The sequence below is a fragment of the Pseudacidovorax sp. 1753 genome, assembly GCF_040544975.1.
In the GTDB taxonomy this organism is placed as follows: Bacteria; Pseudomonadota; Gammaproteobacteria; order Burkholderiales; family Burkholderiaceae_C; genus Xenophilus.
The window spans coordinates 18,758-31,299 of sequence record NZ_JBEPKY010000038.1; the positions used below are offsets into that span (position 1 = coordinate 18,758).

At 67.2% G+C, this 12,542-nt stretch carries 11 protein-coding genes; 6 read left to right on the plus strand and 5 right to left on the minus strand.

Features of this window, described 5'->3' with window-relative positions; genetic code table 11:
- Positions 1–43: 43 nt before the first annotated feature.
- A complete protein-coding gene (gene clpA / locus ABIC63_RS29090; RefSeq protein ID WP_017762185.1) occupies positions 44–2,365 on the minus strand; it encodes an ATP-dependent Clp protease ATP-binding subunit ClpA in 2,322 nt (773 codons plus the stop codon).
- A gap of 60 nt (positions 2,366–2,425) precedes the next feature.
- Positions 2,426–2,791 (minus strand): ATP-dependent Clp protease adapter ClpS, encoded by a 366-nt coding sequence (clpS, locus tag ABIC63_RS29095; RefSeq protein ID WP_043113328.1) that lies wholly within the window; start codon positions 2,789–2,791, stop codon positions 2,426–2,428.
- A gap of 280 nt (positions 2,792–3,071) precedes the next feature.
- Here clpS and ABIC63_RS29100 point away from each other — a divergent pair, with 280 nt between their 5' ends.
- Positions 3,072–3,302, plus strand: a complete 231-nt coding sequence (locus ABIC63_RS29100) for a hypothetical protein (protein ID WP_294369169.1) — start codon at positions 3,072–3,074, stop codon at positions 3,300–3,302.
- 76 nt (positions 3,303–3,378) lie between these two features.
- Here the strand turns inward: ABIC63_RS29100 and ABIC63_RS29105 are convergent, their stop codons facing one another.
- The 3 genes from ABIC63_RS29105 to ABIC63_RS29115 form a co-directional block, all read right to left on the minus strand.
- Entirely contained in the window at positions 3,379–4,893 is a 1,515-nt protein-coding gene (locus tag ABIC63_RS29105) for a tripartite tricarboxylate transporter permease (protein WP_354322347.1), read from the minus strand.
- Between the two features lie 2 nt (positions 4,894–4,895).
- Positions 4,896–5,438 carry a tripartite tricarboxylate transporter TctB family protein gene (locus tag ABIC63_RS29110; RefSeq protein ID WP_354322348.1) on the minus strand — a complete coding sequence of 181 codons (543 nt, stop codon included), beginning with the start codon at positions 5,436–5,438 and terminating at the stop codon, positions 4,896–4,898.
- Positions 5,439–5,508: 70 nt separating this feature from the next.
- Positions 5,509–6,468: a Bug family tripartite tricarboxylate transporter substrate binding protein gene (locus tag ABIC63_RS29115; protein WP_294369177.1), complete on the minus strand. Its 960-nt coding sequence runs from the start codon at positions 6,466–6,468 to the stop codon at positions 5,509–5,511.
- A gap of 112 nt (positions 6,469–6,580) precedes the next feature.
- Here ABIC63_RS29115 and ABIC63_RS29120 point away from each other — a divergent pair, with 112 nt between their 5' ends.
- Genes ABIC63_RS29120 through ABIC63_RS29140 form a run of 5 tightly spaced genes read left to right on the plus strand, consistent with a single transcriptional unit; the run spans position 6,581 to position 12,419 of the window.
- Positions 6,581–7,264: a response regulator transcription factor gene (locus tag ABIC63_RS29120; protein WP_354322349.1), complete on the plus strand. Its 684-nt coding sequence runs from the start codon at positions 6,581–6,583 to the stop codon at positions 7,262–7,264.
- 28 nt (positions 7,265–7,292) lie between these two features.
- Complete coding sequence (locus ABIC63_RS29125) at positions 7,293–8,711, plus strand: sensor histidine kinase (RefSeq protein WP_354322350.1); 1,419 nt, start codon at positions 7,293–7,295, stop codon at positions 8,709–8,711.
- Positions 8,712–8,764: 53 nt separating this feature from the next.
- Positions 8,765–9,196, plus strand: a complete 432-nt coding sequence (locus ABIC63_RS29130) for an RNA-binding S4 domain-containing protein (RefSeq protein ID WP_354322351.1) — start codon at positions 8,765–8,767, stop codon at positions 9,194–9,196.
- Between the two features lie 24 nt (positions 9,197–9,220).
- Positions 9,221–10,033 carry a PPK2 family polyphosphate kinase gene (locus ABIC63_RS29135; protein WP_234192733.1) on the plus strand — a complete coding sequence of 271 codons (813 nt, stop codon included), beginning with the start codon at positions 9,221–9,223 and terminating at the stop codon, positions 10,031–10,033.
- 7 nt (positions 10,034–10,040) lie between these two features.
- On the plus strand, positions 10,041–12,419 hold the full coding sequence (locus tag ABIC63_RS29140) for a GspE/PulE family protein (RefSeq protein WP_354322352.1): 2,379 nt from the start codon (positions 10,041–10,043) through the stop codon (positions 12,417–12,419).
- Positions 12,420–12,542: the final 123 nt, after the last annotated feature.

The following is a 12,542-nucleotide window of genomic DNA, read 5'->3' on the forward strand; positions in this document are numbered from 1 at the left end:
GTGGCACCGCCCGTGGGGGCGGACGCCTTGCTGGCGTGGTCGATCAGCCGGCGGCGGCTTCCTCGGCCTCGGGCTTGGACTTGCCTTCCTTCTTGGGCAGCGGCGTGATGTCCAGCTGCACCTCGTCCTTGTCGTCGAGGTCGACCTCGAGGCGACCACCGTCGGTCAGGCGGCCGAACAGCAGTTCGTCGGCCAGCGCCCGGCGGATGGTGTCCTGGATCAGGCGCTGCATCGGGCGGGCGCCCATGAGCGGATCGAAGCCCTTCTTGGCCAGATGCTTGCGCAGCTTGTCGCTGAAGGAGACTTCCACCTTCTTCTCGGCCAGTTGCGTCTCCAGCTGCAGCAGGAACTTGTCGACCACGCGCAGGATGATCTGCTCGTCCAGCGGCTTGAAGTTGACGATGGCGTCCAGGCGGTTGCGGAACTCGGGCGTGAACAGGCGCTTGATGTCGGCCATCTCATCGCCGGCCTGCCGCGGGTTGGTGAACCCAATGGTGGCCTTGTTCATGGTCTCGGCGCCCGCGTTCGTCGTCATGATGATGATGATGTTGCGGAAGTCGGCCTTGCGTCCGTTGTTGTCCGTTAGCGTGCCATGGTCCATCACCTGCAGCAGCACGTTGAAGATGTCCGGATGCGCCTTCTCGATCTCGTCGAGCAGCAGCACCGCATGCGGCTTCTTGGTGACGGCTTCGGTCAGCAGGCCGCCCTGGTCGAAGCCCACGTAGCCCGGAGGCGCACCGATCAGGCGCGACACCGCATGGCGCTCCATGTACTCCGACATGTCGAAGCGGATCAGCTCGATGCCCAGGATGTAGGCCAGCTGCTTGGCCGCCTCGGTCTTGCCGACGCCGGTGGGGCCGCTGAACAGGAAGGAGCCGATGGGCTTGTCGCCCTTGCCCAGGCCCGAGCGGGACATCTTGACGGCGGAAGCGAGCACCTCCAGCGCCTTGTCCTGGCCGAACACCACGCTCTTGAGGTCGCGCTCGATGGTCTGCAGCTTGCTGCGGTCGTCGTTGCTGACGTTCGCCGGGGGAATCCGGGCGATCTTGGCGACGATCTCCTCGACCTCGGCCTTGCCGATGGTCTTCTTGCGCTTGCTGGCCGCCAGGATGCGCTGGGCCGCGCCGGCCTCGTCGATCACGTCGATGGCCTTGTCGGGCAGGTGCCGGTCGTTGATGTACTTGGCCGACAGCTCCGCCGCTGCCTGCAGGGCCGCGGTGGCGTACTTGACGCTGTGATGCTCCTCGAAGCGGCTCTTGAGGCCCTTGAGGATCTCCACCGTCTCGGCCACGGTCGGCTCGACCACGTCCACCTTCTGGAAACGCCGGGACAGGGCCGCGTCCTTCTCGAAGATGCCGCGGTACTCGGTGAAGGTGGTGGCGCCGATGCACTTGAGCTGGCCGCTGGACAGCGCCGGCTTGAGCAGGTTGGACGCGTCCAGCGTGCCACCCGAGGCGGCGCCCGCGCCAATCAGCGTGTGGATCTCGTCGATGAACAGCACCGCGTTGGGCTTTTCCTTCAGTGACTTGAGCACGCCCTTCAGGCGCTGCTCGAAATCGCCGCGGTACTTGGTGCCGGCCAGCAGCGCGCCCATGTCGAGCGAATAGACCTGCGAGTCGGCCAGGATCTCGGGCACATCACCTTGCGTGATGCGCCAGGCCAGGCCCTCGGCGATGGCCGTCTTGCCCACGCCCGCCTCACCCACCAGCAGCGGGTTGTTCTTGCGCCGACGGCACAGGATCTGGATGACGCGCTCGACCTCGTATTCGCGGCCGATCAGCGGATCGATCTTGCCGTCCTTGGCCTGGGCGTTGAGGTTGACGGTGAACTGCTCCAGCGGCGAGGCCTTCTCGTTCTTCTCGGCGCCGCCCTCTTCGCCTTCGCTGGAAGGCGCTTCGCCACCACTCTTGGGCTGCTCGGGCGGGTCGCTCTTCTTGATGCCGTGGGCGATGAAGTTGACGACGTCCAGCCGCGTCACGCCCTGCTGGTGCAGGTAGTAGACGGCGTGCGAATCCTTCTCGCCGAAGATGGCGACCAGCACGTTGGCGCCGGTCACTTCCTTCTTGCCATTGCCCGTGGACTGCACGTGCATGATGGCGCGCTGGATCACGCGCTGGAAGCCCAGCGTGGGCTGGGTGTCCACATCGTCGGTGCCGGCGACCTGGGGCGTGTTGTCCTTGATGAAATTGGTCAGCGACGAACGAAGGTCGTCGATGTTGGCCGAGCAGGCTCGCAGCACTTCGGCGGCGCTCGGGTTGTCCAGCAAGGCGAGCAGCAGGTGCTCGACGGTGATGAACTCATGGCGTTGCTGCCTGGCCTCGACGAAGGCCATGTGCAGGCTGACTTCCAGTTCCTGGGCAATCATGTGATTTCCTTTGCCTTGCTGTGAATACTTCTGAAGACTTCAGATGGGTCGGATCGCGGTTTATTCAACCGGTTCACTGACGCACTGGAGCGGGTGGCCCGCCTGGACGGCGGCTTCCATCACTTGATTGACCTTGGTGGCCGCGACATCGCGCGGGTAGACCCCGCACACGCCCCGGCCGTCGAGATGAATCTTCAGCATGATCTGGGTGGCCGTCTCGCGGTCCTTGTTGAAGAACTCCTGCAGGACGACCACCACGAATTCCATCGGGGTGTAGTCGTCGTTGAGCATGACGACCTGGTACATCCGGGGGGGCGCCGTCCGCTGCGGACGCCGCTCTGCCACCACGGAGCCACCGTCGTCCCTCTGGGGGCGAACCGGCGCCGGAGGGGGTGCCGAGGGATTTTTCGTGGCCATGAAATTCATTCTATAGAGCACTGGAACTCGTGGCGTGGGAGCGGAATTCAAGCGCGCCGCAGGGGGCCTGCTCGCAAAAAAGGTGCCGCCGCGCCCTGCTTGCGGACCGCCAAGCAGGCGATCCGGGAGAAAACGTGATGCCGGGGCGCACCTCCCGGCTTCCCGGCGCGGCCCGGGCAGACCACCACGTGCCGCCCAACAATGGGCCGGCGCCCCAACCAACGGAGGCGCCGAACCGGAATGACGCAAGCCACCGCCAAACCCTCGACACGCGCCACTGGAGCCCGCCATGACCTCACACGCCATCCTTCCCTGGGCCGACGCTCTGGTGACCGACCAGCGCCTGCCTTTCGACGGCTTTCGCATCGAGAACTCGCCGGATGGCGCCTTGCTCGTCACGCACACCCTCCACGGCCGTCCGGTGTTCTGGCACCGCTACGAAGGGGTGCGCCTGGACACGCAGAAGGTGTGCACGCTGGAAGGCATCGAGGGTTGGGTGGAGGTGGATCCGCTGTCGTGACCGCCCTTGAGCGGGCGCCCACAAAAAAGCCCGCCACCGATCCCGGTGGCGGGCCCAGGATGCCGGGGCCGGCGTGTCAGGCCGTCTGCATCCGCAGCTTGCGGGCCGACAGCCGCTTGGCCAGGCGCGGCAGCACCAGCACGGCCAGCACGACGACGATCAGCGCCACCGACATGGGCCGCTGCAGGAAGATCACCGCACTCCCCTCGCCGATGGACATGGCATTGCGCAGTTGCGCCTCGGCGAGCGGCCCCAGAATCATGCCGACCACCACCGGCGCCGTCGGGAAGTCGAAGCGGCGCATCAGCACGCCGATCACGCCGATGGCATAGAGCAGCACCAGGTCGAAGGAACTCTGGCGCATGCCGTAGGCGCCCACCGTCGCGAAGATCAGGATGCCGGCATAGAGCTGCGGCTTCGGGATCTTCAGCAGCTTCACCCATAGGCCCACCATCGGCAGGTTCAGCACCAGCAGCATGATGTTGCCGATGTACAGCGAGGCGATCAGCGCCCACACCAGGGCGGCCGAGGTCGAGAACAGCTGCGGCCCGGGCTGGATGCCGTAGTTCTGGAAGGCGCCCAGCAGGATGGCCGTGGTGTTGGAGGTCGGGATGCCCAGCGTCAGCAGCGGGATCAGCGCCGCCGTCACCGTGGCGTTGTTGGCGGCCTCCGGGCCGGCCACGCCCTCGATGGCACCGGTGGTGCCGAACTCGGCCTTGTCCTCGGGATTCTTGGTCAGCTTCTTCTCGGCGGCATAGCTCAGGAAGGTCGGGATCTCGGTGCCGCCGGCCGGGATGCAGCCGAAGGGCGCGCCGATGGCGGTGCCGCGCAGCCAGGCGGGGATCGAGCGCTTCCAGTCGCGCGCGCTCATGTGCACCCGGCTCATGGTGTTCTGCGTCTCGACCACGCGGCCTTCGTACAGCACCGCGTAGATCACCTCGGCCACGGCGAACAGGCCCACCGCCACCAGCACGATCTCGATGCCATCCAGCAGCTCGGGGATGCCGCCGGTGTAGCGGCCCTGGCCCGAGATCTGATCCAGCCCGATGCAGCCGACCGCCAGGCCGATCAGCAACGCCGTCATGCCCCGAAGCGTGCTCTTGCCCAGCACAGCGCTCACCGTGGTGAAGGCCAGCAGCATCAGCATGAAGTACTCGGGGGGACCGAGCTTGACGGCGAACTCGGCCACATAGGGCGCGAACAGCGTGACCACGATGGTGGCGATGGTGCCGGCGACGAAAGAGCCGATGGCGGAGGTGGCCAGTGCCGCGCCGGCACGGCCGCTCTTGGCCATCTTGTTGCCCTCCATGGCGGTGACCATGCTGGCCGTCTCGCCCGGCGTGTTCAGCAGGATCGACGTGGTCGAGCCGCCGTACATCGCGCCGTAGTAGATGCCGGCGAAGAAGATCATCGAGGCCGTCACGTCGACTTTGCCGGTGATCGGCAGCAACATGGCCACCGCCACGGCAGGCCCGATGCCGGGCAGCACACCCACGGCCGTGCCCAGGGCACAGCCAACCAGGCACCACAGAAGATTGCTGACCGTGATGGCCTGCGCGAAGCCCTGCAACAGGGCGCCAAAGATGTCCATGGTCAGATCCAGCCCGTGGTGGTGAGGCCCGGCAGGTTGATCGCCAGGAATTGCGTGAACATCCAGTACACGGGCGCCGCGATGACGAGCCCGGTGACGAAATCGATCACCCAGGTTCGCGGCTTGCCTGCCGTCGGCTGGCCGCTGGCGCGGCGCAGGCCCTGCACCGCGAGCAGGTAGCACAGGCTGCAGCTGAGGATGAAGCCCAGGTGCTCGATCAGCGCGGCGTTGAGCAGAAGACCGGCCGACAGCCAGACAAAACCGGGCCAGTTGGCCGGCTCGGCCGGCCCGTCACCGTCCTCCATCGCCCGGAAGCCGCCGGTGCGCGCTTCCCAGGTGATCCAGGTGCCGCAGATGGTCAGGCCGACGGAGACCAGCCAGGGCAGGAAGTTGGGACCGACGCCGCCGTAGCCGGCTTCGGAAGAAATGCCGATGGCGCCGAAGGCCATGGCCAGGCCGACGAACACGACGCCCAGGCCCACCAGGGTCTGCATCATGTTGGCGCGCACTGGCGCGCCCGGCGAGGAAGGGGAAGAAGCAGTCATGCGGGTCTCCATGCGGCCGCGCCGCGGCACCGAGAGCAGTGCGGCGGCGCGGGGCGCTGAGGAAGTGCGTTCAGACCATGCCGGAGCGCGTCATGATGGCGCGCAGGCTGGCGAATTCGTCGTCCACGAACTTGTCGAAGGCCGGGCCGGTGAGCACGGCAGGCGTCCAGTCGTTCTTCTTGAGGGCTTCGGCCCACGAGGCGCTCTTGACGGCCGTCAGCACGCGCTCGGTCAGCGCCTTGCGCTGCTCTTCGGAGATGCCGGGCGCGCCGTACACGCCGCGCCAGTTGCCGATCTCGACGTCGATGCCCAACTCCTTGAGCGTGGGCACGTTGACGCTCTGCAGCCGCTGCGCCGAGGTGACGGCGATCGGCTTCATCTTGCCGTCGGCGATGTAGGGCGCGAACTCGCTGTAGCCACTGCCGCCGATGGTCACGTTGCCGCCGAGGATGGCCGCCGTGGCCTCACCGCCCCCACGGAAGGCGACGTAGTTGATCTTGGACGGATCGACACCCACCTTCTGCGCGATCATGGCCGCGGCGATGTGCTCGGTGGAGCCGCGCGAGCCGCCGCCCCACTTGACGCTGCCCGGGTCCTTCTTGAGCTGGGCGACGACGTCGGCCATGGTCTTGAAGGGCGAGTTGGCCGGCAGCACGAACACGTTGTATTCGCTGGTGATGCGGGCGATGGGCGTGGCCTGCGACAGGTTGACAGGCGGCTTGCCGGTGATGATGCCGCCCAGCATCACGGCGCCCATCACCATGAGCGCGTTGCCATCGCCCTTGGAGCCGTTGACGAACTGGGCCAGGCCCAGCGCGCCGGCGGCGCCGCCCTTGTTGTCGTAGCTGACCGTGTCGGCCGCCTTGGCGTCGATCATGGCCTTGCCCAAAGCGCGGCCTGTGGTGTCCCAGCCGCCGCCCGGATTGGCGGGGATCATCATCTTGATGTTGGTGGCCGCCTGGGCGGACAGCGGCAAGGCGCCCACGGCGGCCAGTGCCGCCAGGGATTTGAGGAACTCGTCTCTGCGCATGGGGGTCTCCTTCTTGCTTCCGATGGATGTTTTGGTGCGGCTTATGATGCGCGGCCCCGCTGTCAGTTGGCTGTCGCGCCACTCGGGGTAAACACCGAGCCTCCGGAGCCTCATGAAGCTGCTGCTGGTCGAAGACGATCCCTCCATGCAGTCCACCCTGCAACGCACGCTGGGGCGCCGGCAGATCGATGTCCGCGTCTGCGACGATGGTGCCGAGGCGCTCGCCCAATGGCAGGCGATCGAGCCCGACGTGGTGGCGCTGGACCTCAGCCTGCCCGGCATGGATGGCCTGGAAGTGCTTACCCGTGCACGGGCCAGCGGCCTGCGCACCCCCGTGCTAATGCTCACCGCCCGCGGCACCGTGGGTGACCGCATCCTGGGCCTGAACGCCGGCGCCGACGATTACCTGCCCAAGCCTTTCGACCTCGATGAGCTGGAAGCGCGCCTGCGCGCCTTGCGGCGGCGCTCGCCCGCCGATCCGGCCGTCGCCGCCGCGCCGGTGGAGATCGGCGCACTGCGCCTGGAGCCGGCCAGCGGCGCCTTCTACCTGCGCGGCGAGGCGCTGGAGCTCACTCCGCGCGAAGCAGCCCTGCTGCGCGCGCTGGCCGCCCGCCCGGGCCATGCGGTGACCAAGGAGCGGCTGTTCGAACTGGTCTTTCCCGGCGAGACCCAGGTGCAGTACGAGGCCATCGAAGTGGTGGCGTACCGGCTGCGCAAGAAGCTCGCGGGCACGGGCTGCGCGCTCATGACCCTGCGCGGGCTGGGCTACCTGCTGCGCGAAGAGCAGACCCGCTGATGGTGCTTGACCGCCCTGCGCCGCCCGCATGAGGTCGCGCTCGTTGCGTTTCCGGCTGCTGCTGGGCCTGCTGGCGCCGGTCGTGCTGTTCATCCTCATCAACAGCGTGAGCGTCTACCGGCAGGCGCTGGCGGCGGCAACCACGGCCTACGACCGCACGCTGCTCGCCTCGGCCAAGACCATCGGCGAACAGCTCGACGTCGAGGGCTACGACGAACTGGCCTCGTTGCGCTCCACCGTGCCCTACTCGGCACTCGAGGCCTTCGAGGCCGATGCGCAGAGCCGCATGTACTACCGCGTCTCCACGACCCACGGCGAGATGATCTCGGGCTTCGCCGAGCTGCCTCTCTGGCGCGGCACGCTCCCGGCCAAGCCGCCCTATGCCGCCCTCGTGGACTTCTACGACTCGGAATTCCGCGGCCAGCCGGTGCGCATGGCCGTGCTGCTGCAGCCGGTGGCCAGTGCACGCGGCCTGGGCATGGCCGTCGTCCAGGTGGCAGAGACGCTGGAGCTGCGCGAGGCGCTGGCGCGCCGCCTGCTCGTGGACATGCTGTGGCGGCAGCTGCTGCTGGTTGCGGTGGTGGCCAGCGTGACCGTCTTTGTCGTCCAGCAGGCCACGCGCCCCGTGCGGCGATTGGGCGAGGCCATCGCCGAGCGGGCGCCCGACGACCTCTCGCCCATCGACGCACCCGATGCGCCCCGCGAGCTGCGTCCGCTGGTGGATGCCACCACGGCGGTGATGGCGCGTCTGCGCGGCCTGCTCGATCACCAGAAGCGCTTCGTGCGCGATGCCGCCCACCAGCTGCGCACGCCGCTGGCCGTGCTCAAGGCCCAGGTGCAATCCGCGCGCCGGGGCGACGTGCCCGCGGCGCAGGCGCTGCGCGAAATCGATGCCACCGTCGACCGTGCCACCCAGCTGGCCAACCAGATGCTCGCACTGGCCAAGATCGAGCAGTTGCGCCAACGGCCGGAACTGCAGCAGCTGGACCTGGCCGAAATGGTGCGGCAGGTGGCGCTGGACGTCTCGCCGCTGATCGCGGACAAGGCCCTGGACTTCGAGCTGGACGTGGTCCCGGCCAAGGTTGACGCCCATGCCTGGATGCTGCTCGAACTCAGCCGCAACTTGCTCCACAACGCGATCCGCCACAGCCCTCGCGGCGGCATGCTCACCGTGCAGGTCTCTCCAGATGGCATGGACGCTGTCAACCTGTGCGTGCGCGATGCGGGGCCCGGCATTGCGCCCGAACTCCGGCAGCGGCTCTTCGCCCCCTTCGCGGCCGGCGACACGGCACGCGGCTCGGGGCTCGGCCTGGCCATCTGCCGCGAGATCGTGCTCACTCTGGGCGGGAGCATCCACCTGGACAATCGCCTGGATGCGGACGGCCGCGTCGTCGGGCTGGATGCGCGGGTGCGGCTGCCCACCGCGAATCCGGCCACGTCCGATTGACAGCACCAGCCAGGCGCTGTTTGCTTGAAACTTCTCTCATTCTTCCGACATTCATGGAGCGCATGCGCATTGACAAGTGGCTGTGGGCCGCTCGCTTCTACAAGACCCGTTCGCTCGCCGCAGAAGAGGTCGACCGCCACCGCGTGCAGGTCAACGGCGATCTGGTCAAGCCGGCGCGCGAAGTTCGGGCGGGCGACCTCGTGCAGCTGCGCCAGGGGCCGGACACGCGCACGGTGCGGGTGCGGGGACTGTCGATGCAACGCGGGCCGGCGCCGGTGGCGCAGTTGCTCTACGAAGAAACAGCAGAAAGCATCGCCGCCCTGTCGGCCGCACGGGAAGAGCGACGCCTGGCCCGCGAGCCCGCCCATGCGATCGTGCAGGGCCGCCCCACCAAACGGGACCGGCGCCACCTCGACACCGCCCGCGAGGTGGGCTGGGGGGATCGCTGGAGCGCCTCGGTCGACGACGACGGCGCGGGGCGCTGACAGGTCATGCGTTAGGCTCGGCGGATGACCCGGCTCAAGCACTATCGCGTCAAGCCCGACGCCCCCTTCCGTCTGGCCGACATCGATCCTGGAGAAACGCCATTCCTGCCAGCCGAGGAACATCACCAGCGCGAGTCGCTGGAGCTGCTCGCCGACGAACTCGACCACTGGCAGAACCTGCTTCATGCGGAAGGGCGGCGCAAGCTGCTGCTGGTGCTACAGGGCACGGACACGAGCGGAAAGGACGGCACCATCCGCTGGGTGTTCTCGCGCACCTCTCCACTGGGCGTTCGCGTCGCCGCCTTCAAGGCACCCACGGATGAGGAACGCGCGCGCGACTTCCTGTGGCGCTGCCATGCGGTCGTGCCACGGGCCGGCGAGATCGCCGTGTGGAACCGCAGCCACTACGAAGACGTGCTCGTCCCCTGGGTCGAGGGCTGGATCGGCAAGGCCGAATTGCGCCGGCGCTATGCCCAGATCAATGACTTCGAGCGACTGCTGGCCGAGACCGGCACCGTCCTGGTCAAGTGCATGCTGCACATCGACAAGGAGGAGCAGCGCAAACGCCTCCAGGCCCGACTGGATGATCCGAGCAAGCACTGGAAATTCAGCATGGGCGACCTGGCCGCACGCCAGAAGTGGGACGCCTACCAGCAGGCCTACGAACACGCGATCGCCGCCACCTCCACCGCGCACGCCCCCTGGTACATCGTGCCCGCCAACCACAAGAACCATCGCAATCTGATGATTGCCCGGCTGCTCATCAAGGTGCTGCGGGACATGAAAATCAGCCTTGCGCCTGCCAACCCGGCCTATGCCGGCTTGAAGGTCCAGTGACTCGGTCATGTCGAATCCCGCCCTCCCCGTCTCCCCTACTGCCGACGCCGTCGCGCCCGACACCTTCGCGTGGCCTCTGCCGCCCCAAGGCCATTTCCGCGTTCCCAACACCAGCACCGTCCGCTGCGAGATCAGCAATCTGGCAGGCCGCCACGGTGAAGGGGTGATGAACCTGTTCTCGCCCTCCGCCCAGCTGGTCCACATCCATCTGCTGCGCACACGTGCGCCTGTGCCACTGCGCTTCGACCAGTTCCGGTCACTGCTGCTACTGGATCCGCTGCGTCCTCTGGACGACACCCCGGTCGAGTGGGCCGATTACCGCATCGTGTGGAAAGGCGATGGCGGCGAACTGGGCGGTCGCAGCGCCGGCCATGTGCAGACGCCATTCGGTGTGTTCCTTTTCCCGGGCGACGAGGAAGGCCGCGTCCGGCGGCTCTTCGTGCCCCATGCCGCCTATGAGCGCATCGAGACGGACGCCGCCGCTGCGGGCGGCACGCTGTCCCAGGTGGCCACCCGGCGCAGTGAACTGCTTCAGGCGCTGCAGCGCCAGGCCAGCGCCCCGATCGTGCGTATCGGGGAAGCGCTCATATCGCTGGGCATGATCAACGAGGAGCAGCTCAACGAAGCCCTCGCGGCGCAGCGGCAGATGGACAACGGCCTGCCGCTGGGCGAACTCCTGGTGCGGATGGGAGCCGTGTCGGCCGCCGACCTCAAGGTCGCGCTCACCCGCAAGATGGGGTATCCGGTTGTGGATCTTCAGGCTTTCGAGTCCGAGCCCGATGCGCTGACCCGCCTGAGCCACGCCGTGGCGCGGCGCCTGCAACTGCTCCCACTGATCGTCGCGGATGGCCGTCTGGTCGTGGCGATGGACGACCCCGCCAACCGACACGGCGCCTTGGACGAGGCGGAGTTCATCGCCCAGATGAAAATCGCGCCGGTGCTCGGCCAATGCGAGGACTTCGAGGCCTGCGTGTTCGCCGCCTACGACAAGATCGGCGCGGCCTCGGAGGCGAAGCCGACGCCCTCCCAGGCACAGGCGATGGAGTTCGAGACCACCGACACCAGCAGCCTGCTGGAATCGCTGGAAAAGGAGAACCAGACGGGCCTCGAATCGGACGATGACCGGCCGATCGAGCAGTCCGACAACTCGCTCGTGCGGATGATCAACCGCATGATCCTGGAGGCCTTCACCGGCGGGGTGTCCGACATCCACGTCGAGAGCTATCCCGGCAAGGAGAAGATCCGCATCCGCTTCCGCAAGGACGGTCTTCTGCGGACCTACCTGGAGTTGCCGCACAACTACCGCAATGCCGTGATCGCCCGCATCAAGATCATGGCCGACCTGGACATCAGCGAGCGACGCAAGCCGCAGGACGGCAAGATCAACTTCGCGCGCTTTTCGCCCAAGCACCGGCTCGAACTGCGTGTCGCGACGATCCCGACCAACAACGGCCTCGAAGACGTGGTGATGCGGATCCTGGCTTCGGCCAAGCCACTGCCGCTCGACAAGCTGGGGCTGACCGACGGCAACTACCAGCGTCTGCGCGCGGCCATCGAACGTCCTTACGGCATGGTGCTGTGCGTGGGTCCGACAGGCTCGGGCAAGACCACGACGCTGCACTCGGCGCTCAGCCACATCAACACGCCCGAGCGCAAGATCTGGACGGCCGAGGACCCGATCGAAATCACCCAGACGGGTCTTCGCCAAGTGCAGGTGAACGCACGCATCGATTGGACTTTTGCACGGGCGCTGCGCGCCTTTCTTCGAGCAGATCCCGACGTGATCATGGTCGGGGAAATCCGCGACGAAGAAACGGCCCGGGTATCGATCGAGGCTTCGCTCACGGGGCACTTGGTGCTGTCCACCCTGCACACCAACAGCGCCCCGGAGACGGTGACGCGTCTGCTCGACATGGGCATGGACCCCTTCAACTTTGCCGATTCGCTGTTGGCCGTGCTGGCGCAGCGTCTGGTCCGGCGCCTCTGCCCATCCTGTCGAACCAGCAGGCCTGCTTCCCCCGCGGAAATCGACGAACTGGTTCACGATTACCTCCACGCCTATGGCGCTGCGCAAGACGTGGAGGAGCGCGAGGCCTTGCTTGCCCGCTGGCGCACTCGCTACGGCATCGAGGGCCAACTCCAGTTCCACCACAGTCCCGGCTGTCCGGTCTGCGAAAAGACCGGCTTCAAGGGCCGCGTGGGACTGCATGAATTGATGGTGATCTCTCGCGAACTGCGGGAGCTGATCCAGGGCGGTGCTCGCGTGGAGGCGCTGCTTGCCACGGCCGTGCGACAGGACATGCGCACACTTCGCCAGGACGGCATCGAGAAAGTGCTATCGGGACAAACGACCATCGAGGAAGTCAGGGCGACCAGCAACAGCTGAGTCGAGGCCGCCGCCAAGGGCGCAGGTCGGCAGTGCGGTGGCGGCGAAGCTGCGGCAGATGGTGCCGATGCTGCTGGCGCATCTGCGCTCCCACGGCTGGGAGACCACGGCGATTCGGATCAA

What these genes read in the sequence shown, in the direction of transcription:
- ABIC63_RS29115 (WP_294369177.1), bottom strand. Translation starts at nt 6,468, where the DNA reads ATGCGCAGAGACGAGTTCCTCAAATCCCTGGCGGCACTGGCCGCCGTG.
- clpA (WP_017762185.1), bottom strand. Translation starts at nt 2,365, where the DNA reads ATGATTGCCCAGGAACTGGAAGTCAGCCTGCACATGGCCTTCGTCGAG.
- ABIC63_RS29100 (WP_294369169.1), top strand. Translation starts at nt 3,072, where the DNA reads ATGACCTCACACGCCATCCTTCCCTGGGCCGACGCTCTGGTGACCGAC.
- clpS (WP_043113328.1), bottom strand. Translation starts at nt 2,791, where the DNA reads ATGAATTTCATGGCCACGAAAAATCCCTCGGCACCCCCTCCGGCGCCG.
- ABIC63_RS29105 (WP_354322347.1), bottom strand. Translation starts at nt 4,893, where the DNA reads ATGGACATCTTTGGCGCCCTGTTGCAGGGCTTCGCGCAGGCCATCACG.
- ABIC63_RS29140 (WP_354322352.1), top strand. Translation starts at nt 10,041, where the DNA reads ATGTCGAATCCCGCCCTCCCCGTCTCCCCTACTGCCGACGCCGTCGCG.
- ABIC63_RS29135 (WP_234192733.1), top strand. Translation starts at nt 9,221, where the DNA reads ATGACCCGGCTCAAGCACTATCGCGTCAAGCCCGACGCCCCCTTCCGT.
- ABIC63_RS29125 (WP_354322350.1), top strand. Translation starts at nt 7,293, where the DNA reads ATGAGGTCGCGCTCGTTGCGTTTCCGGCTGCTGCTGGGCCTGCTGGCG.
- ABIC63_RS29110 (WP_354322348.1), bottom strand. Translation starts at nt 5,438, where the DNA reads ATGACTGCTTCTTCCCCTTCCTCGCCGGGCGCGCCAGTGCGCGCCAAC.
- ABIC63_RS29130 (WP_354322351.1), top strand. Translation starts at nt 8,765, where the DNA reads ATGGAGCGCATGCGCATTGACAAGTGGCTGTGGGCCGCTCGCTTCTAC.
- ABIC63_RS29120 (WP_354322349.1), top strand. Translation starts at nt 6,581, where the DNA reads ATGAAGCTGCTGCTGGTCGAAGACGATCCCTCCATGCAGTCCACCCTG.